This is a genomic window from Metapseudomonas otitidis (assembly GCF_011397855.1).
In the GTDB taxonomy this organism is placed as follows: Bacteria; Pseudomonadota; Gammaproteobacteria; order Pseudomonadales; family Pseudomonadaceae; genus Metapseudomonas; species Metapseudomonas otitidis.
On the sequence record NZ_AP022642.1, the window covers coordinates 5,400,383 to 5,417,599 of the forward strand.

A 17,217-nucleotide genomic window follows, 5' to 3' on the forward strand; every position below is an offset into this window, starting at 1 on the left:
GGGCGCTAGGCCAGCTCGGCCGGGTAGCCTTCCTCGCGGATGGCCTCCAATACCTGCTCGGCCGCCAGGCGGCTGGCCACCCGCACTTCACCGGCGCCCAGGTCCACCTGGACCTCCGCCGCCGCGTCGCGGGCCTGCACCGCCTCGGTGACGGCGCGTACGCAATGACCACAGGACATGCCCTGGACCTTGAACACTTGCATGATCGACTCCTCGTGATGGCTGGATGAACGGCCCGCAGTGTCCGCCTTGCCACCGTGGCAAGGTCAAGCCCCGCGCACCTACACTTGCTCCACTGCCCCTCCGGAGCCCTGTCATGAAAGCCCTCACCCTGCTGCTCGCGGCCCTGCTCGCCCTGCCCGGCCTGGCCCGCGCGGAAGCGCCGCTCAACTACGGCATGCTCGTGGTCTCCCGCGAGCGGATGCAGCTGGCCACCGGCTGCGACGTGGCCCTCTACGTTCAGGACCGTCTCATTGCGCGCCTGGTGCAGGGCCAATCGGTGGAGCTGAACCTGCCTCCGGGCCGGGTCTCGGTGCGCCTCGGCCTGCTCGACGCCGCCCCCTGCCGTGCCGGCATGGGCGTGCAGGAGCCGCAGACCATCACCCTGCAGGCCGGAATGGTCAGCCGCTATGAACTGGGCATGAACGACCATGGGTTGTATCTGATTCCGTCGGTGCCGTTGCCCTGACAGGGCGGTGGGGTGTCAGGTTGGTTATCGAGTTCTGCGGATGTTTTTTGTTTCGCCCTCCCGGGCGAGTCCCTTTTCCAATCGTTGAAAAGGAACCAAAAAACTTGCCCCTGCATACGGCCCGACTACGTCGGGTTCCCTCCCTCCATCGCTGTTCCAGGGGCCCGCGCTGACGGGCCATCCATGGCCCGGCAGCGCTCTCGCGACATCCATGTCGCTCAACCCCTTCCACAGCGACTCCGCTCGGCCTCCTGAAGGGGCAGTGTCCCCGCATCACCTCCGTTGCCAAGCACAAGTCCAATGTGCGCTTCAGGCATAGCCATCTCTGAGGAAGGTCATCAACGAACGTGCTGCACTCCCGCAGCAGCCCTCTCTCCTCTTGACCTTGCCACGGGGTCAAGGTTGATCCTGTGCCCCACGAGGAGGATCAGCCATGACCGTATCGTTCGACCTGCCCATCACTGGAATGACCTGCGCCAGCTGCGCCGGCCGCGTGGAGCGCGCGTTGGCCAAGGTGCCTGGCGTGGAGTCCGCCAGCGTCAACCTGGCCCGCGAGCAGGCCCGGGTCCAGGCCCCCGCCGATGCCCTGCCCGCCCTGCGCGAGGCGGTGCAGCGGGCCGGCTACGAGGTGCCCCAGGGGCGCCTGGAGCTGGAGATCGGCGGCATGACCTGCGCCAGCTGTGCCGGTCGTGTGGAGCGTGCCCTGGCCAAGGTGCCGGGGGTGCTGGAGGTGAGCGTCAACCTGGCCAGCGAGCGGGCCAGCGTGCAGCGGCTGGACGGGGTGGACGACCAGGCGCTGATCCAGGCCGTGACCCGCGCCGGCTACCAGGCGCGGCTGCACCAGGCCGAGCACGCCGACGACAGCGAGGCCCGCGCCCGCCAGGCGCTACAACGGGAGCGCCTGGCCCTGGCGCTGGCCCTGCTGCTGGCGGCCCCGCTGGTGCTGCCGATGCTGGTGGAACCCTTCGGCCTGCACTGGATGCTCCCGGCCTGGGTGCAGTTCGCCCTGGCCACGCCGGTGCAGTTCATCCTCGGCGCGCGCTTCTACCGCGCCGCCTGGAAGGCCGTGCGCGCCGGCGCCGGCAACATGGACCTGCTGGTGGCCATCGGCACCAGCGCCGGCTACGGCCTGAGCCTCTACCAGTGGGCCACCGCCCACCCCGGCCATGTGCCTCACCTGTATTTCGAAGCCTCGGCGGTGGTCATCGCCCTGGTGCTGCTGGGCAAGTACCTGGAGAGCCGCGCCAAGCGCCAGACCAGCGCCGCCATCCGTGCCCTGGAAGCCCTGCGCCCCGAGCGCGCCATCCGCCTGCGCGACGGCCGCGAGGAAGACGTGGCCATCGCCGAACTCCAGCTGGGCGACGAGGTGCTGGTGAAACCCGGCGAGCGCTTCCCGGTGGACGGCGAGGTGCTGGAGGGCCAGAGCCACGCCGACGAGGCGCTGATCAGCGGTGAGAGCCTGCCGGTGCCCAAGGCCCCGGGCGACCGCGTCACCGGTGGCGCCATCAACGGCGAGGGGCGCCTGCGGGTACGCACCACCGCCCTCGGCGGCGAGACGGTGCTGGCGCGGATCATCCGCCTGGTGGAAGACGCCCAGGCGGCCAAGGCGCCGATCCAGAAGCTGGTGGACCGGGTCAGCCAGGTGTTCGTCCCGGCGGTGCTGCTGATCGCCCTGGCCACCCTCGGCGGCTGGCTGCTGGCCGGTGCGGCGCTGGAGACGGCGCTGATCAACGCCGTCGCCGTGCTGGTGATCGCCTGCCCCTGCGCCCTTGGCCTGGCCACGCCCACGGCGATCATGGCCGGCACCGGCGTCGCGGCCCGCCACGGCATCCTGATCAAGGACGCCGAAGCCCTGGAGGTGGCCCACGCCGTCACCGCCGTGGCCTTCGACAAGACCGGCACCCTCACCTCCGGCACCCCGCGCATCACCCACCTCGCCGCTGCCGATGGCGACGAAGCACACCTGCTGGCCTGGGCCGGCGCCCTGCAGCGCGGCAGCGAGCACCCGCTGGCCAAGGCCGTGCTGGACGCCTGTGACGAACGCAACCTGGCGGTGCCCGAGGTGGGCGACAGCCAGTCCCTCACCGGGCGTGGCATCCAGGGCGTGGTCGAGGGCCGCCTGCTGGCCCTGGGCAACCGCCGCCTGCTGGACGAGCACGGCCTAGACGGCGGCGCCCTGCTGGCCTCGGCGCAGGCCTGGGAAGCCGAGGGCCGCACCCTGTCCTGGCTGCTGGCGCTGCAGCCCCAGGCACAGGTACTCGGGCTCTTCGCCTTCGGCGACAGCCTCAAGGAGGGCGCCCGCGACGCCGTGCAGGCCCTGCGCGGACGCCACATCGCCAGCCACCTGATCACCGGCGACAACCGCGGCAGTGCCCGGGTGGTGGCCGAGGCGCTGGGCATCGACGACGTGCACGCCGAAGTGCTGCCCGCCGACAAGGCCGCCGAGGTGGCCCGGCTCAAGGCCGGCGGCGCGGTGGTGGCGATGGTCGGCGACGGCATCAACGACGCCCCCGCCCTGGCCGCAGCCGACGTGGGCATCGCCATGGGCGGCGGCACCGACGTGGCCATGCACGCCGCCGGCATCACCCTGATGCGCGGCGACCCGCGCCTGGTCCCCGCCGCCCTCGACATCGCCCGGCGCACCTACGGCAAGATCCGCCAGAACCTGTTCTGGGCCTTCATCTACAACCTGGTGGGCATCCCGCTCGCCGCCGCCGGCATGCTCAACCCGGTGGTCGCCGGCGCCGCGATGGCCCTCTCCAGCGTCAGCGTGGTGAGCAACGCCCTGCTGCTGAAGACCTGGAAACCGGCCGGGGAGAAACACACGGAAGACTGATGCCAGGACGCCGTTCTGGCAGGGGCGAACTCATGGGTTCTGTATGCGCTAGCTGTTGTGAACGTGATGCGAAGACTCAAGCACGGTGACGCCCTGTAATACCTGCCGCGTGGGTTTCGCTTCGCTCTACGCCGCCCTACGGAAGCTTTTTCGCCTCGAGCGTGATGCGCACATCGATGAAGATTCTGGCGAGGAAGTTGGGGCAGCCGCTAAACGCCCCTTTCAGGAGGCCGAGCGCAATCGTCGTTTCAGGGGTTGAGCGACATGGATGTCGCGAGAGCCGCGATGGGCCAGGGATGGCCCTTCGCGGCGTGCCCCTGAAACGATGATGAAGCAAGGGGACCCGACGTAGTCGGGCCGCATGCAGGGGCAAGCGCTTTTGGTTACTTTTCTGGCGATTGAGAAAAGTGACTCGCCCGGCAAGGCGAAACAGAAACCAACAGCAAAATCCGGCATTCAGCCTGGCCAAAAATGTCCTGGCAACACTTGAAAGCAGACAGAGCCAGTTCACTCACCAAGCGCCCCACAAGGGGCGTCCGGACACCTCAACCCAAGAGGACAGTTGCATGAACATCGGCCAGGCCGCGAAGAAGAGCGGGCTCACCGCGAAGATGATCCGCTACTACGAGTCCATCGGCCTGCTCCCCGAGGCCGGCCGCAGCGACAGCGGCTACCGGCAGTACAGCGAGCAGGACCTGCACAGCCTCGCCTTCATCCGCCGCTCACGGGACCTGGGCTTCTCGCTGGAGGAAGTGGGCCGCCTGCTCACCCTGTGGCGCGACCGGGGCCGCGCGAGCGCCGACGTGAAGGCCCTGGCCAATGCCCACATCGACGAACTGAACCAGCGCATCGCCGAGCTGGTGGGCCTGCGCGACACCCTGCAGGAGCTGGTGGACCACTGCCAGGGCGATCACCGCCCCGACTGCCCGATCCTCAAGGACCTGGCATCGGGCGGTTGCTGCGGGGCAGCAGGCGCCCCAGCAGGTCCTTCGGCAACACGGTGACCGCCAGGCCGACGAACACCAGGGCACAGGCCGCCAGCGCCGACGGGCTGAGGGCCTCGCCCAGCAGCAGCCAGCCGGACAGCAGCCCGGAAATCGGCACCGCCAGGGCGAAGGGCGTCACCAGGCTCGCCGGGTGGCGACTGAGCAGGAAGCTCCACAGGGCGAACCCCAGGGTGGTGGCACCGAAGGCCACGAACGCCAGGGACAGGTAGCCGGTGAGGCTGGCGTGGGCAAAGGCCGCCGCCATCGCCTGCGGCCCCTCGAACACCCAGGACAGCGCCAGCAGCGGCAAGGGCGGCACCAGGCTCACCCAGCAGATCAGCCGCAGCATGTCGCTGGCACCGGCGCGCTTGGTGGCGATGTTGGCGAAGGCCCAAGCCAGGGCCGCCACCAGCACCAGCACGAAGGCCAGCAGGCTGTCGCCCAGGGGCCGTTCCAGGCCGATCAGCACCAGCCCCGAAGCCGCCAACGCCAGGCCCGCCAACGCCCGCAGCGTGGGCCGCTCGCCCAGCACCAGCGCCGCGATCAGCACGGTGAAGAACACCTGGCTCTGCAGCACCAGCGAGGTCAGCCCGGCCGGCATGCCCAGCTTCATGCCGATGAACAGCACCCCGAACTTGAACACCCCCAGCAGCAGCCCGATCTGCACGATCCGCCACAACGGCGCCGGCAGCGGCCCGCGCAGGAACAGCAAGGGCGTCGCCGCCAGGGCAAAACGCAGGGCGCAGAACAGCAGCGGCGGAAACTCGCCGAGCCCGAGCTTGATGACGACGAAGTTCACGCCCCAGACCAGGGTGACCAGCAGAGCAAGGAGGATGTGCGGCAACGGCATGGCAGGGATTCCGGGAACGGGTGGGCCACGCTAGCAGGTCACCGGGAGGCTGTATGGATACAGATTCCGGGGATTCGGGGGATACAGGGGCGGCTACAGGACCGTACAGGGCCGCAACAGGCGACCGGCATGCCGCCACGAAAAAGCCCCCGGAGAGGCATCTCTCCGGGGGCTTTTACATGAACGGTTGCGAGGTCGATCAGCTCTGGGATTGCAGGTAGTTCTGCAGGCCGACCCGGTCGATCAGCCCCAGTTGCTGTTCCAGCCAGTAGGCGTGGTCTTCCTCGGTGTCCTGCAGCTGCAGGGCGAGGATGTCGCGGCTGACGTAGTCGCCATGCTGCTCGCACAGGGTGATGCCCTTGCTCAGCGCGGCGCGCACTTCGTATTCGAGGTTGAGGTCCGAGCGCAGCATCTCCGGCACGGTGGCGCCGGGGTGGATGGCCTTGGGCGTCATGTCCGGGGTGCTTTCCAGGAAGAGGATGCGCTGCAACAGGGCATCGGCGTGTTCGGTCTCTTCCTCCATCTCGTGGTTGATGCGCTCGTAGAGCTTGGTGAAGCCCCAGTCGGCATACATGCGCGAGTGCAGGAAGTACTGGTCGCGTGCGGCCAGCTCACCTCGCAGCAGGTCCTTGAGGTATTCGACGACTTCCGCTTGCCCTTTCATCTGTGTTCTCCCCTGCAAACGCGGTGATCCGAGGGCGCAATGGTCGTCCTCGGGAACCGCCCGGTCAAGCAGCCCGATGCCACACCCTCACTCCTTCATCCAGGGCGGGGTCGGCGGTTCGTCGCTGGTGTCCTTCAGCAACGCCTGGCGGCGCTCCTCCTCGGCGAGGGCGGCCTTGATCTCGCGCATCACCGCATCCACGTCGGCCGCTTCCTCGGGCTCGGTGAACTGGCCGGTGAGCTGGGTATCCGGGGTCAGCTTGCCGTCCTCGTAGAACGCCCACATCTCCTTGGCATAGCGGGTGTAGCGCAGCTCGGGGGCGAACTGGCCGAAGTACGCGGCCATGTTGCCGACGTCGCGCTCGAGCATGCGGAAGGCGTGGTTGTTGCCGGCAGCGTCCACCGCCTGGGGCAGGTCGATGATCACCGGGCCATAGGGGTCGAGCAGCACGTTGAACTCGGACAGGTCGCCATGGACCAGGCCGGCGCAGAGCATCTTGACGATCTCGCCGATCATGAAGGCGTGGAATTCGCGGGCGTCCTCGGGGGTCAGGTCGACGTCGTTGAGGCGCGGGGCGGCGTCGCCGTAGCCGTCGGTGACCAGCTCCATCAGCAGCACGCCATCGAGGAAGTCGTAGGGCTTGGGCACCCGCACGCCGGCGTTGGCCAGGCGGAACAGGGCGGCCACTTCGGCGTTCTGCCAGTTCTCTTCCTGCTCCTTGCGCCCGTACTTGGAGCCCTTGGCCATGGCCCGGGCGTCGCGGCTGTTACGCACCTTGCGCCCTTCCTGGTACTCGGCCGCCTGGCGGAAGCCTCGCTTGTTGGCCTCCTTGTAGACCTTCGCGCAGCGCAACTCGCTGCCACAACGCACCACGTAGACGGATGCTTCCTTACCGCTCATCAGCGGCCTGACCACTTCGTCGATCAGGCCATCCTCCACCAGGGGTTCGATGCGCTTGGGTGTCTTCATGCCTTGCCGGCGTTCCTCGGGAAAATGGGTTGGGACTGGAATGGTCCGACTTTATACGGCATGCGCGCCGACAGGACCATCAGCGCCGCGACAGGCTGTGACGCAAGGCCTCGATGGCATAGCGCACCTTGGCCGGCTGCGCGTCGCGCCGTGGGGTGACGATGTACAGGCCGATCTCCGGCGGGCGCCAGTCGGGCAGCACCCGCAGCAGCCGGCCGCTGGCCAGCTCCTCGCGGATCTCCGGTTCCGGCTGCAGGGACAGGCCGGCGCCGGCCAGGGTGAAGCTGCGCGCGGAGAGGATGTTGTTGCAGCTGACGCGGCTCTCGATGCGCAGCCGCTGCACCTCGCCACCGGGCCCGACCAGGGTGATCGGCCCCAGGGCGCGCTCGGCATGCAGGGTCACCCAGTCCAGCTCCAGCAGTTGCTCGGGACGGACGATGGCCGGCAGCCGGGCCAGGTAGCCGGGCGCGGCGCAGAGCAGCGACGGCCAGTCCCCCAGGTGCCGCGCCACCAGGCTGGAGTCGTCCTGGCGGCCAACGCGGATGGCCAGGTCGATGCGCCGCTCCACCAGGTCGATCTGCTCGTCGTCGAAGAACAGCCGCAGCGTCAGCCCGGGGTGGGCGGCCAGCAGGGGCGCCAGCGCCTCGGTAACCATGCGATCGGAGAAGCCCACCGGGGCGGCGATGCGCAGCTCCCCCACCGGCGCATCGCGCAGCTCCGCCAGGCGCTGTTCGGCCTGCTGCGCCAGCTCCAGCACCTGGGCGCAGTTACGGTAGAACAGCGCGCCGGCCTCGGTGAGGGTGAGCTTGCGGGTGGTGCGGTGGAGCAGGCTGACCTGGGTGGCGTCCTCCAGCTTGCGGATCTGCTGGCTGACTGCGGACGCGCTCATGCCCAAGGCTTCGCCGGCGGCGACCATCGAGCCCTTCTCCACCACCGTGGCGAACACTGCCATGCGCTTGAGCTGCTCCATTCGTAAGCCCTGCTTAATTGTGAAAGCGGTTTTTGCCACTTTTTCCGCTGATTATCCAGCTGCAAGATGGCGACCGTCGCAAACGATTCTCAACAGGAGACAGCCATGAAGATCGCCATCCTCGGTGCCACCGGTTTCGTCGGCAGCGCCGTCGTCCAGGAAGCCCTGCAAAGCGGCCACCAGGTCACCGCCCTGGTCCGCCACCCGGAAAAACTGCCGGCCCATGAACGCCTGACCGCCGTGAAGGGCGATATCCACGACGTGGCCGCCACCGCCGCCGTCCTCGCCGGGCACGACGCCGTGGTGCACGCCTTCAACCCCGGCTGGGGCAACCCCGACATCCGCGAGCAGTTCATCCAGGGCACCCGCGCCATCTTCGACGCCGTGCGCCGGGCCGGCGTCCGTCGCCTGCTGGTGGTGGGCGGGGCGGGCAGCCTGTACGTCGCGCCGGGCCTGCAACTGATCGACACCCCGCAGTTCCCCGCCGAGTACAAGGAAGGCGCCGAGGGCGCACGCCAGGCGCTGAACCTGATCCAGGCCGAGACCGACCTGGACTGGACCTTCCTCTCCCCGCCGGCGCTGCTGGAGCCGGGCGCACGCACGGGCCGCTTCCGCATTGGCGGCAACGAGTTGCTGATGGACGGCGACCACCCGGCGCGCATCAGCGTGGCCGACCTGGCGGTGGCCATCGTCGACGAGCTGGAGAACCCCCAGCACCTGCACAAGCGCTTCACCGTCGGCTACTGAAGCCGGGTGCCCGCCCTGCGTTACCCAATCAGGTCGCCGGTTTTTCCGGCGGCCTGCCCCCGTTTCCACCGTTCAGGAGTCCCTCAATGACCCTCTTCGCCTCCACCCACGTCGTCACCGAAACCCCGGCCCGCTACATCAGCCGGCTGTGCAAGCACTTCGCCCACCGCATCCCCGTCAGCCATGACGAACAGCAGGGGCGCATCCAGTTCGACATCGGCCTCGGCCTGCTGCAGGCCGAGGCCGGTGGCCTGACGCTTCGGGTGGAAGCCGAAGACGCTGTAAGCCTGGAACGACTCAAGGAGGTGATGGCCAGCCACTTCGAACGCTTCGCCTGGCAGGAAGCGCTGCAGCTGAACTGGCACTGAGGCGCTCTGGGACGGGCATCGCACGTGCCTTACCGTGATCACGCCACCCGAAATTGACTGGGTGGCAATTTGCTGGCCCGTGAACCGGCACACGCAACGGCTTGTTACGAAACGCTATAGTCGCGTCCCTGCATGACCCATGCAGCACCTGCCAGCCATGTCCAAACGCCTGGCATCAATCGATATGAACAGCCGCCAGGCGGCGAAGAAAGGGAGTTCCGCAATGGAATGGTATTTGAAGTGCCTCAAGCAATATTTTGATTTCAACGGCCGTGCGCGTCGCAAGGAGTACTGGATGTTCACCCTGGTGAACCTCGTGATCTCCATCGCGCTGACCGTGATCTTCGGCATGATCAGCGAGAAGCTGCTGCCGCTGGCCAACCTGTACAGCCTGGCCGTCCTGCTGCCGGCCCTGGGCGTCACCGCCCGCCGTCTGCACGACATCGGCAAGAGCGGCTGGTTCATGCTGATCGCCCTGATCCCGCTGGTCGGTCTGTACGTGATCTACCTGCTGGCCAAGGACAGCGACCCGGGCCAGAACGCCTACGGTCCCAACCCGAAGGCCTGATCCAGGCCGGGGCTCCCGCCTGAACGGGAACCCTCGGGCGAAGCGACTGTCCCACGGCAGTCGCTGCAACGGGCGGGCAACCGCCCGTTTTGCTTTCTTGTTTTCAGAAACGGACGTTCAGGAACCCACAGGATGTCGGAACCCCAGGTATCCCTCTTCAAGGGCGGTCTCTTCGCCCTCCTCGGCCTGGCCCTGCTGGCCGCCATGGCCATCAACGCCTCTTCCCGCATGGGTTTCCTGCAGTCGGCCCTGGTCGCCGACGGTGCCGTGGTCGCCCTGAACGCCGGCGGCTCGCACCCGGAGATCGCCTTCACCGACAGCACCGGCGCCCGGGTTTCCTACCCCCAGGGCGGACTGATCTTCGGCTACCAGGTCGGCCAGCCGGTGAAGGTCCACTACCAGGCCAACGACCCCACCGGCAGCGCCGTGGTGGATGACTTCGGCGCGCTGTGGGGCACCGCCGCCCTGCTCGGCGTACTCGGTGCGGTGTTCACCGCCACCGGCCTGATGACCCTTTTCGGCCGCCGCCCCTGACCCACAAGGACGTACCCATGTCGCAGATGCCCATTCCCTTCCCCGCCAACCCCAGCCGCTGGCAGTACGTCACCGCCAGCGGCGGTGGCCTGACCATCGCCTTCGTCGCCGGGGGCGGTGGCTCCATCACCCTGCGCTCGCCCCAGGGCCAGGACCTGCCGTTCCGCTACGGCGGCATCGGCGCCGGCCTCGGTATCGGCGCCAAGCTGCCGCGCTTTGGCAAGGTGGACGTGAAGATCAAGGGCAAGAGCATCGGCGGTGCCGGGGCGGCGGAAGCCTTCCCCAGCGACGGCGCGGTGTTCGTCGCCGACGACATCAAGGACCGCGACCTGACCCGCGATGAGATCACCGGGCCCTGCCTGTACATGGAAGTGGGCGCCGGCGTGCTCGCCGGGGTCTCCGGCACGGCCATGCTGTTCGGCCTGGACGCCAAGCTGCTGGCGGCGGTGATGCTGATGAACGCCAGCCCGCTGACCAGCCTCTCGGTGTCGCCGATGCTGACCCAGCAACTGCTCAAGTCGGCCCGTGGCGCCCTGGTGATGGGCGGTGCCAACGTCGGCCTGCAGGCGGGCGCCGGCGGCGCGGCCTACCTCGGCGCGCTGTTCTGACGCGCCCTCAGCGCAACTGACTGTCCTTGCTGCCACGCCGGTTGTAGCCGGCGTAGGCGGCGTTCTCGCGGTCGTGCTCGGCCTGGCAGTTCACGCACAGGCGCACGCCCGGCACCGCCTCGCGGCGTGCCTGGGGAATCACGGCGTCGCATTCTTCGCAATGGGTAAGGCTCTCGCCCTTGGGCAACTGGCTGCGTGCCCGCTGCACGGCGTCTTCGATGGTGCTGTCGATCTGCTCCTGCACCGCGCCGTCTCCCGCCCAGCCACTGGCCATCCCGACCTCCCGTTCTCGCTGTCGATGACCCTGGAGTTATGCGGGCGGCCGGCGGCCTTTTGCAAGGCCGTGGGCCGGTGGGCGACAAGTGGAGGTCGCTCCGGGCTATTCCTTCACGTTCATGTACTCCCGCGCCCAGACGATGTAGTCCTCGGGCAGCGTGTACTTGTGGGTCAGCTCGGTGGCGCTGAGCTCCGGTGCGCTGGTGTCGATGTGGCGCTGCTCGCGCAGGCAGTCGTAGGTGGCCTTGATGGCGGCGAAGTAGGCGGCGTGGCCGTTGACCACGATGCGCACGCCCAGGTCGGCCAGGCGCTGGTTGTCGCGCAGCTTGGGGTTGCCGTAGGTGACCAGCATCAGCGGCACGTGGAGCCCGGCGGCGATGGCCTCCAGGTGCTCGAAGTCCTCCACCCCGACCATGCAGATGCCGTCGGCACCGGCGGCCTGGTAGGCCTGGGTGCGGGCGATCACCTCGTCGGTGCCGAGCACCCCGGCGTGGGTGCGGGCGATGATCGCCAGGTCCGGGTCGACCCGCGCCTCGAGGGCCGCGCGGATCTTGCCGACGCCTTCCTCGACGCTGATCAGGTCGGTGGACTTGCGGCCGAACTGGGCCGGCAGCAGCGTGTCCTCGATGGTCAGCGCGGCGATGCCGGCGCGCTCCAGCTCCACCACCGTGCGCATCACGTTGAGGGCGTTGCCGTAGCCGTGGTCGGCGTCGGCGATCACCGGCAAGCGGGACACGCGGCCGATGCGCACGGCCTGCTCGACGAACTCGCTGAGGGTGATGAGGGCGAAGTCCGGCGCTGCCAGCACCTGCAGCGAGGCGACGGAACCGCCGAGGATGCCCACCTCGAAACCGAGGTCGGCGGCGATGCGCGCGGACATGGGGTCGAACACCGAAGCGGTGTGGTAGCAGGCGGAGGAGTTCAGCAACGCACGGAACGCCGTGCGCAATTCATGGTGGGAGGCTCTTCTCATTGTGATGTCCAGACAGCAGGCAAGGTTGATCGACGAGAAGGATGCAAGTATCGCACCCCCAGGTCACACCGACCGGCGGATAGGCCGTGGGCGCATTCTACGCGCCTCCGTCTTTCAGCTTCCTTAACGGAAGCGATGCCCCCGCAGAAAGCAGTTCACCTGGGCCCCGCCGCTCCGCTAGATTGCGCATCCCAGCGAACGAATCGCCGGAGCCCAACCCAAGGAGATACCCGTGAAACACCGCATCAAGATGGCCGCAGGCCTGCTGTCCGCCCTGGTACTCGCCGGCTGCACCGGCACCCCGATGAAGACCCAGAACCTCGACAGCAGCCAGTACACCGTGATCGGCCATAGCCAGGCCAGCGCCACCGGCCTGCTGATCGCCGGCTTCATCCCCGTGCAGCAGAACAACCGTTTCGTCCGCGCCCAGCAGGCCGCCATCAAGGCCAAGGGCGGCGACGCAATGATCAACACCCAGGTCCAGGAAGACTGGTTCTGGGCCTGGGTCCTGACCGGCTACACCACCACCGTTTCCGGTGACGTGGTGAAGCTGAACGGCACCCGCTGATCCCCCCGCGAGGGCCCGCCGGCCCTCGCTCCCCGCCCGCATGACCGACCTGCTCGCCTACACCAGTCTGTTCCTCGCCGCCTTCGGCGCCGCCACCCTGCTGCCCCTGCAGTCGGAGGCCGTGCTGCTCGGCCTGCTGCTCAACGGCGCGCAGCCGACCTGGGCGCTGCTGCTGGTGGCCACCGTCGGCAACGTGCTGGGTTCGCTGGTGAACTGGTTGCTGGGGCGCTACCTGGCGGATTTCCGCCAGAAGCGCTGGTTCCCCGTATCGGAATCCGCCATCGAGCGGGCCCGTCGGCACTACCTGCGCTACGGCCGCTGGACCCTGCTGATGTCCTGGCTGCCGATCGTCGGCGACCCGCTCACCCTGGTGGCCGGGCTGATGCGCGAATCGCTCGGCGTGTTCCTGCTGCTGGTGCTGCTGGCCAAGGCCGGCCGCTACGCCGTGGTGGCGGCCCTGGCGCTGGGCTGGGGATAAGTCGTCACGACGGACCGTGAGCGGCCTACGGCTTCTTCAGGCATTCGCTCATGAAGGCCTTGCGTTCGTCCCCCTTGAGCGCCTTGTCCGAGGCCGTCTTGTTGCAATTGATCATGCGTTCCTGCTGGGTGATCTTCAGGCACTGCGACATGAACGCCTTGCGCTCGTCGCCCTTGAGCCCCTTGGCGGTGGCGTCGGCATTGCAGGACTTCATCTTCTCCTGCGGGGTGGCGGCCAGGGTCGGCAGGCTGGCCAGCAGGGCGAGGACGAGCAGGGGCAGGCGGAGCGTCTTCATGGCGTGACTCCCAGGGCGGTGGTGCCGGCAAGTCTAGACTGTGCGACGGACTGCGCCGGGCCGGGCGCGCAACCCGCCCTCGCCTCGCGTATAGTGCGCGGCCGTTTTTCCACCCCCGGACCGTTCGTACCATGAGCACCACCCTCCCCGCCCGCGCCCTGGGCATCGACTTCGGCACCTCCAACTCCACCGTCGGCTGGTGGCGCCCGGACTGCGAGCCGCTGATCGTCCTGGAGGACGCCAAGGTCACCCTGCCGTCGGTGATCTTCTTCAACACCGAAGAGCGTCGCCCCGCCTTCGGCCGCCAGGCCCTGAACGAATACCTGGAAGGCTACGAAGGCCGCCTGATGCGCTCGCTCAAGAGCCTGCTGGGTTCGCCGCTGCTCAAGAGCGAGACCACCGTGCTGGGCAGCGCCCTGCCCTTCAAGGACCTGCTGGGCATCTTCATCGGCGAGCTGAAGAAGCGTGCCGAAGCCGCCGCCGACCGTCCCTTCGAGCAGGTGGTGCTGGGCCGCCCGGTGTTCTTCGTCGACGACGACCCCGAGGCCGACCGCGAGGCCCAGGACACCCTGGTGGCCGTCGCCCACAAGCTCGGCTTCAAGGACGTCTCCTTCCAGTACGAACCCATCGCCGCCGCCTTCGACTACGAGCGCGAGATCCAGCGCGAGGAGCTGGTGCTGATCGTCGACATCGGCGGCGGTACCTCCGACTTCTCCCTGGTGCGCCTGTCGCCTGCGCGCCGCGACGTGGCCGACCGCCAGGGCGACATCCTCGCCACCGGCGGCGTGCACATCGGCGGCACCGACTTCGACAAGCAGCTCTCCCTCGCCGGGGTGATGCCGCTGTTCGGCTACGGCAGCCGCATGAAGAGCGACGCGCTGATGCCCACCAGCGTGCACCTCAACCTGGCCACCTGGCACACCATCAACGCCGTCTACGCGCAGAAGTCCCAGCTGGCGCTGAAGAACATGCGCTACGACATCGTCGACACCACCGGCATCGACCGCCTGTTCCGCCTCATCGAGCAGCGCGCCGGCCACTGGCTGGCCATGCAGGTAGAAGACAGCAAGATCGAGCTGACCGAAGCCCTGGAACGCCCCATCGACCTCGGCCGCGTCGAGCCCGGCCTGGTGGCGCCGCTGGACCGCGCCGGCTTCGAGGAGGCCGTCGGCCCGCTGCTGGAGCGCATCCGCGCCAGCGTCACGGCCATGCTGGCCCAGGCCGGTGTCGCCCTGGAGCAGGTGGACACGCTGTTCTTCACCGGCGGCTCCAGCGGCATCCCCGCCCTGCGCCGCTGCGTCGCCGACCTGCTGCCCAACGCCCGCCATGTCGAAGGCAACGCCTTCGGCAGCATCGGCAGCGGCCTGGCCATCGAAGCGCGCAAACGCTACGGCTGACCGCAGGTCGGCCCCCGCGCCCATTCGCGCCGGCCCCGCTTGCCGGCGCCGGGCGGCGGGAGCACCGTGAGGGCCTCGTCACCGGAGACACCCTCATGCGCACACCGCTTCTCCTCACCCTGGCTGCCCTGCTGCTCAGCGGCTGCGGCCTCGGCGAAACCGCCGCCACCGGCGCGGCCCAGGCCAAGGCACAGGCCGACCAGGCCCGCCAGCTGCAACAGCAGGCCGACCAGCTCAAGCAGCAGATCGACCAGGCCAACGCCCAGAACCAGGCCCGCCTGGACGCCGCCGAAGACGCCACCCGCTGAACCCGCGCCGCCCCTGCCGATCCGCCGGGGCGCCGTGCAAATATTCCTCGAACTCTCCAAGCGAGCCCGTGCTCGAAAGTCCCGTAGGCCCACCGCGCCCCATACGAGGACACCTTCATGTACAAGCACATCCTGCCCGCCGCCCTGGCCCTGGCCGCCGTGACCGGTTGCGCCACCAAGCTGGAAAACCCCACCGACTACGTCACCTACCGCAACGAGCCACTGGTGAAGCAGGTGGAAGACGGCATGGACCGCCAGCAGGTGCTCACCCTCGGCGGCCCGCCCTCCAGCGAAGTGCGTCGCGTGGTGCACCCCGGCACCTGCAACAACTACGTGCTCAACAAGGAAGGCCACCAGCAGCCCTACTACGTCAGCTTCGACGCCAACGGCCGGGTCGATGGCAAGGGCTTCATGACCTGCGAACAGCACGAGCGCAACGAGGCCGAGGCCGCCAAGCGCTGATGCCACGCCTCCCGGGGCCCCGCCCCGGGATGGCCCCGTGCCGTATTTGCCGACTGACGCACACCCGCCGCCCCGATTCGGGCGAACCGCGGGCGCTCCCTGCTGTCCAAGCGCTGTTATCAACAGCCGAACATGACGGGGACTGTGCATGCATTCACGCGCGCTCATGCTTGCAGCCGCTCTGGCCTCGGGGGCCGGCTGTGCGACGAAGATCGAGAACCCCACCGACTACCTCACCTTCCGCAACGAGCCCCTGGTGCGCCAGGTCAAGGAAGGCATGAGCAAGGAGCAGGTGCTGGCCATCGGCGGACGCCCGTCCTCCATCGTCCAGCGCAGCATCCACCCCGGCTCGTGCAACAACTACATCCTCAACCGCCAGGGCCACCAGCAGGCCTACCACGTCAGCTTCGGCGCCAATGGCCGCGTGCAGCACAGCGGCTTCATGACCTGCGGCCAGCGCGAGACGGTGGAACGCGACGGGCTGTTCTGAGGCACAGATTTCCTAAACTTTTCCCGCTTCGCCGCACTCACACACCAGGGAGGCCGCTGCGCCTGCGACCCCAGAGTCGCGCCACGGCCCGAGAACCCGTGAAGGAGAACCGTGATGAGTGACGTGCAACTGACCGATGTGAACACCCTGCGCCAGCGCGCCCGCCAGAACGTGCTGGATGGCGCCGTGACCGAGGGCTACAACGCCGACCGCCCCACCGTGCTGCGCCTGCTGAACGAAGCCCTGGCCACCGAGCTGGTCTGCCACCTGCGCTACAAGCGCCACTACTACATGGCCACCGGCCTCAAGGCGAGCATCGCCGCCGCCGAGTTCCTCGAACATGCCCAGCAGGAGCTGCAGCACGCCGACCAGCTGGCCGAGCGCATCGTGCAGCTGGGCGGCGAGCCCGACTTCAACCCCGCCGGGCTGGAAGCGCGCTCCCACGCCCAGTACGTGGCCGGCCGCAATCTGCGCGAGATGGTCACCGAGGACCTGATCGCCGAACGCATCGCCATCGACAGCTACCGCGAGATCGTGCAGTTCCTCGGCGACAAGGACCCGACCACCCGCCGCCTGTTCGAGGAGATCCTCGCCCAGGAGGAGGAACACGCCGACGACATGGCCGATATCCTCGAAGACCTCAAGGAATGATCGCCCGGGGCCATCATGCCCCTTGATCCCGGCGCGCGCTGGCCGCACAGTCTGCCGAGCAGACTGCCGAAGAGGACACGGCCATGCGCGCGCGCATCATCGAACGCCCCGCCTTTCAGGTCATCGGACTGGAACGTCCGGACGCCCCGCCCGAGGACATCGGCCAGCTGTGGGAGCGCTTCCTGCCCCGCAGCGAGGAGATCAGCGGCCGCGATGGCGTGCCCTGCGGGCTCTGCCTGCACCGCCCCAACGGCGAGCTGGGCTACCTGGCCGGCTACCCGGTCAAGCCCGGCACCCCGGTGCCGGACGGCATGACGCTGATCGAGGTCCCCGCCGGTCGCTACGCCGTGTTCACCCACGTCGGCAGCACGCCGGACATCGCCCTCAGCTTCCAGGTGATCCACGACTTCCTGCTCGCCGAGCGCGGGCTGGAGGCCAGCCCCGGCATCTGCTTCGAGGAATACGGCGACGGCTTCCACGGGCCCCACGACCCGAAGTCGGAAACCCTGCTCTGGGTACCGGTGTTCTGAC

Annotated in this window: 24 protein-coding genes; 16 read left to right on the plus strand and 8 right to left on the minus strand. The window is 68.4% G+C overall.

What is annotated here, in order from left to right:
- Window positions 1-5: 5 nt before the first annotated feature.
- The gene (locus PotMrB4_RS25075; protein WP_069563211.1) at window positions 6-203 is read right to left on the minus strand and encodes a heavy-metal-associated domain-containing protein; all 198 of its coding nucleotides are present in this window, start codon (window positions 201-203) and stop codon (window positions 6-8) included.
- A 113-nt stretch (window positions 204-316) separates the two neighbouring features.
- Between PotMrB4_RS25075 and PotMrB4_RS25080 the strand changes: the two genes are divergently transcribed.
- The 3 genes from PotMrB4_RS25080 (at window position 317) to cueR (ending at window position 4,528) form a co-directional block, all read left to right on the plus strand.
- On the plus strand, window positions 317-688 hold the full coding sequence (locus tag PotMrB4_RS25080; RefSeq protein WP_074970449.1) for a hypothetical protein: 372 nt from the start codon (window positions 317-319) through the stop codon (window positions 686-688).
- A gap of 433 nt (window positions 689-1,121) precedes the next feature.
- On the plus strand, window positions 1,122-3,524 hold the full coding sequence (locus tag PotMrB4_RS25085) for a heavy metal translocating P-type ATPase (protein WP_172434760.1): 2,403 nt from the start codon (window positions 1,122-1,124) through the stop codon (window positions 3,522-3,524).
- A 566-nt stretch (window positions 3,525-4,090) separates the two neighbouring features.
- A complete protein-coding gene (gene cueR / locus PotMrB4_RS25090) occupies window positions 4,091-4,528 on the plus strand; it encodes a Cu(I)-responsive transcriptional regulator (RefSeq protein ID WP_172434761.1) in 438 nt (145 codons plus the stop codon).
- Here the strand turns inward: cueR and PotMrB4_RS25095 are convergent.
- From PotMrB4_RS25095 to PotMrB4_RS25110, 4 genes are all read right to left on the minus strand, one after another.
- Window positions 4,458-5,360, minus strand: coding sequence for an EamA family transporter (locus PotMrB4_RS25095; protein ID WP_172434762.1), 903 nt, complete (start codon window positions 5,358-5,360; stop codon window positions 4,458-4,460). The genes cueR and PotMrB4_RS25095 overlap by 71 nt on opposite strands.
- A gap of 199 nt (window positions 5,361-5,559) precedes the next feature.
- Window positions 5,560-6,024, minus strand: a complete 465-nt coding sequence (gene bfr / locus PotMrB4_RS25100; protein ID WP_044401369.1) for a bacterioferritin — start codon at window positions 6,022-6,024, stop codon at window positions 5,560-5,562.
- A gap of 87 nt (window positions 6,025-6,111) precedes the next feature.
- On the minus strand, window positions 6,112-6,993 hold the full coding sequence (locus PotMrB4_RS25105) for a PA4780 family RIO1-like protein kinase (protein WP_172434763.1): 882 nt from the start codon (window positions 6,991-6,993) through the stop codon (window positions 6,112-6,114).
- A gap of 79 nt (window positions 6,994-7,072) precedes the next feature.
- Entirely contained in the window at window positions 7,073-7,963 is an 891-nt protein-coding gene (locus PotMrB4_RS25110) for a LysR family transcriptional regulator (RefSeq protein WP_074970456.1), read from the minus strand.
- A 105-nt stretch (window positions 7,964-8,068) separates the two neighbouring features.
- On the opposite strand from PotMrB4_RS25110, the gene PotMrB4_RS25115 reads away from it, so the two are divergent.
- The 5 genes from PotMrB4_RS25115 to PotMrB4_RS25135 all read left to right on the plus strand — a co-directional run bounded on the left by PotMrB4_RS25115 (window position 8,069) and on the right by PotMrB4_RS25135 (window position 10,788).
- Window positions 8,069-8,710, plus strand: a complete 642-nt coding sequence (locus PotMrB4_RS25115; protein WP_172434764.1) for an NAD(P)-dependent oxidoreductase — start codon at window positions 8,069-8,071, stop codon at window positions 8,708-8,710.
- A gap of 86 nt (window positions 8,711-8,796) precedes the next feature.
- A complete protein-coding gene (locus PotMrB4_RS25120; RefSeq protein WP_172434765.1) occupies window positions 8,797-9,078 on the plus strand; it encodes a DUF2218 domain-containing protein in 282 nt (93 codons plus the stop codon).
- Window positions 9,079-9,301: 223 nt separating this feature from the next.
- The gene (locus PotMrB4_RS25125; RefSeq protein ID WP_172434766.1) at window positions 9,302-9,646 is read left to right on the plus strand and encodes a DUF805 domain-containing protein; all 345 of its coding nucleotides are present in this window, start codon (window positions 9,302-9,304) and stop codon (window positions 9,644-9,646) included.
- A 132-nt stretch (window positions 9,647-9,778) separates the two neighbouring features.
- Window positions 9,779-10,180 (plus strand): DUF3592 domain-containing protein, encoded by a 402-nt coding sequence (locus tag PotMrB4_RS25130; protein ID WP_044401351.1) that lies wholly within the window; start codon window positions 9,779-9,781, stop codon window positions 10,178-10,180.
- Window positions 10,181-10,197: 17 nt separating this feature from the next.
- Entirely contained in the window at window positions 10,198-10,788 is a 591-nt protein-coding gene (locus PotMrB4_RS25135; protein WP_044401348.1) for a hypothetical protein, read from the plus strand.
- Window positions 10,789-10,795: 7 nt separating this feature from the next.
- On the opposite strand, the gene PotMrB4_RS25140 is transcribed toward PotMrB4_RS25135, so the two are convergent.
- Window positions 10,796-11,062: a DksA/TraR family C4-type zinc finger protein gene (locus tag PotMrB4_RS25140; protein WP_044401346.1), complete on the minus strand. Its 267-nt coding sequence runs from the start codon at window positions 11,060-11,062 to the stop codon at window positions 10,796-10,798.
- Window positions 11,063-11,167: 105 nt separating this feature from the next.
- Entirely contained in the window at window positions 11,168-12,037 is an 870-nt protein-coding gene (locus PotMrB4_RS25145) for an isocitrate lyase/PEP mutase family protein (RefSeq protein ID WP_069560558.1), read from the minus strand.
- Window positions 12,038-12,287: 250 nt separating this feature from the next.
- Between PotMrB4_RS25145 and PotMrB4_RS25150 the strand changes: the two genes are divergently transcribed.
- Entirely contained in the window at window positions 12,288-12,605 is a 318-nt protein-coding gene (locus tag PotMrB4_RS25150) for a hypothetical protein (RefSeq protein WP_172435152.1), read from the plus strand.
- A 40-nt stretch (window positions 12,606-12,645) separates the two neighbouring features.
- Entirely contained in the window at window positions 12,646-13,083 is a 438-nt protein-coding gene (locus PotMrB4_RS25155) for a YqaA family protein (protein WP_172434767.1), read from the plus strand.
- Window positions 13,084-13,108: 25 nt separating this feature from the next.
- Here PotMrB4_RS25155 and PotMrB4_RS25160 read toward each other — a convergent pair whose 3' ends face one another.
- Window positions 13,109-13,378 carry a PsiF family protein gene (locus tag PotMrB4_RS25160; protein WP_044401336.1) on the minus strand — a complete coding sequence of 90 codons (270 nt, stop codon included), beginning with the start codon at window positions 13,376-13,378 and terminating at the stop codon, window positions 13,109-13,111.
- Window positions 13,379-13,509: 131 nt separating this feature from the next.
- On the opposite strand from PotMrB4_RS25160, the gene PotMrB4_RS25165 reads away from it, so the two are divergent.
- The 6 genes from PotMrB4_RS25165 (at window position 13,510) to PotMrB4_RS25190 (ending at window position 17,216) form a co-directional block, all read left to right on the plus strand.
- Window positions 13,510-14,775 (plus strand): Hsp70 family protein, encoded by a 1,266-nt coding sequence (locus PotMrB4_RS25165; protein WP_044401333.1) that lies wholly within the window; start codon window positions 13,510-13,512, stop codon window positions 14,773-14,775.
- 95 nt (window positions 14,776-14,870) lie between these two features.
- Entirely contained in the window at window positions 14,871-15,083 is a 213-nt protein-coding gene (locus PotMrB4_RS25170; RefSeq protein ID WP_107331835.1) for a hypothetical protein, read from the plus strand.
- Window positions 15,084-15,200: 117 nt separating this feature from the next.
- Entirely contained in the window at window positions 15,201-15,545 is a 345-nt protein-coding gene (osmE, locus tag PotMrB4_RS25175; protein WP_044401327.1) for an osmotically-inducible lipoprotein OsmE, read from the plus strand.
- Between the two features lie 148 nt (window positions 15,546-15,693).
- The gene (gene osmE / locus PotMrB4_RS25180; protein WP_172434768.1) at window positions 15,694-16,035 is read left to right on the plus strand and encodes an osmotically-inducible lipoprotein OsmE; all 342 of its coding nucleotides are present in this window, start codon (window positions 15,694-15,696) and stop codon (window positions 16,033-16,035) included.
- Between the two features lie 114 nt (window positions 16,036-16,149).
- The gene (locus PotMrB4_RS25185) at window positions 16,150-16,686 is read left to right on the plus strand and encodes a ferritin-like domain-containing protein (protein ID WP_044401322.1); all 537 of its coding nucleotides are present in this window, start codon (window positions 16,150-16,152) and stop codon (window positions 16,684-16,686) included.
- A gap of 83 nt (window positions 16,687-16,769) precedes the next feature.
- The gene (locus tag PotMrB4_RS25190; protein ID WP_074970472.1) at window positions 16,770-17,216 is read left to right on the plus strand and encodes a GyrI-like domain-containing protein; all 447 of its coding nucleotides are present in this window, start codon (window positions 16,770-16,772) and stop codon (window positions 17,214-17,216) included.
- Window position 17,217 lies beyond the last annotated feature (1 nt).

Bases quoted from the DNA above. Each gene is read 5' to 3' on its own strand.
- PotMrB4_RS25075 (WP_069563211.1), bottom strand. From the start codon at position 203: ATGCAAGTGTTCAAGGTCCAGGGCATGTCCTGTGGTCATTGCGTACGC.
- PotMrB4_RS25080 (WP_074970449.1), top strand. From the start codon at position 317: ATGAAAGCCCTCACCCTGCTGCTCGCGGCCCTGCTCGCCCTGCCCGGC.
- PotMrB4_RS25085 (WP_172434760.1), top strand. From the start codon at position 1,122: ATGACCGTATCGTTCGACCTGCCCATCACTGGAATGACCTGCGCCAGC.
- cueR (WP_172434761.1), top strand. From the start codon at position 4,091: ATGAACATCGGCCAGGCCGCGAAGAAGAGCGGGCTCACCGCGAAGATG.
- PotMrB4_RS25095 (WP_172434762.1), bottom strand. From the start codon at position 5,360: ATGCCGTTGCCGCACATCCTCCTTGCTCTGCTGGTCACCCTGGTCTGG.
- bfr (WP_044401369.1), bottom strand. From the start codon at position 6,024: ATGAAAGGGCAAGCGGAAGTCGTCGAATACCTCAAGGACCTGCTGCGA.
- PotMrB4_RS25105 (WP_172434763.1), bottom strand. From the start codon at position 6,993: ATGAAGACACCCAAGCGCATCGAACCCCTGGTGGAGGATGGCCTGATC.
- PotMrB4_RS25110 (WP_074970456.1), bottom strand. From the start codon at position 7,963: ATGGAGCAGCTCAAGCGCATGGCAGTGTTCGCCACGGTGGTGGAGAAG.
- PotMrB4_RS25115 (WP_172434764.1), top strand. From the start codon at position 8,069: ATGAAGATCGCCATCCTCGGTGCCACCGGTTTCGTCGGCAGCGCCGTC.
- PotMrB4_RS25120 (WP_172434765.1), top strand. From the start codon at position 8,797: ATGACCCTCTTCGCCTCCACCCACGTCGTCACCGAAACCCCGGCCCGC.
- PotMrB4_RS25125 (WP_172434766.1), top strand. From the start codon at position 9,302: ATGGAATGGTATTTGAAGTGCCTCAAGCAATATTTTGATTTCAACGGC.
- PotMrB4_RS25130 (WP_044401351.1), top strand. From the start codon at position 9,779: ATGTCGGAACCCCAGGTATCCCTCTTCAAGGGCGGTCTCTTCGCCCTC.
- PotMrB4_RS25135 (WP_044401348.1), top strand. From the start codon at position 10,198: ATGTCGCAGATGCCCATTCCCTTCCCCGCCAACCCCAGCCGCTGGCAG.
- PotMrB4_RS25140 (WP_044401346.1), bottom strand. From the start codon at position 11,062: ATGGCCAGTGGCTGGGCGGGAGACGGCGCGGTGCAGGAGCAGATCGAC.
- PotMrB4_RS25145 (WP_069560558.1), bottom strand. From the start codon at position 12,037: ATGAGAAGAGCCTCCCACCATGAATTGCGCACGGCGTTCCGTGCGTTG.
- PotMrB4_RS25150 (WP_172435152.1), top strand. From the start codon at position 12,288: ATGGCCGCAGGCCTGCTGTCCGCCCTGGTACTCGCCGGCTGCACCGGC.
- PotMrB4_RS25155 (WP_172434767.1), top strand. From the start codon at position 12,646: ATGACCGACCTGCTCGCCTACACCAGTCTGTTCCTCGCCGCCTTCGGC.
- PotMrB4_RS25160 (WP_044401336.1), bottom strand. From the start codon at position 13,378: ATGAAGACGCTCCGCCTGCCCCTGCTCGTCCTCGCCCTGCTGGCCAGC.
- PotMrB4_RS25165 (WP_044401333.1), top strand. From the start codon at position 13,510: ATGAGCACCACCCTCCCCGCCCGCGCCCTGGGCATCGACTTCGGCACC.
- PotMrB4_RS25170 (WP_107331835.1), top strand. From the start codon at position 14,871: ATGCGCACACCGCTTCTCCTCACCCTGGCTGCCCTGCTGCTCAGCGGC.
- osmE (WP_044401327.1), top strand. From the start codon at position 15,201: ATGTACAAGCACATCCTGCCCGCCGCCCTGGCCCTGGCCGCCGTGACC.
- osmE (WP_172434768.1), top strand. From the start codon at position 15,694: ATGCATTCACGCGCGCTCATGCTTGCAGCCGCTCTGGCCTCGGGGGCC.
- PotMrB4_RS25185 (WP_044401322.1), top strand. From the start codon at position 16,150: ATGAGTGACGTGCAACTGACCGATGTGAACACCCTGCGCCAGCGCGCC.
- PotMrB4_RS25190 (WP_074970472.1), top strand. From the start codon at position 16,770: ATGCGCGCGCGCATCATCGAACGCCCCGCCTTTCAGGTCATCGGACTG.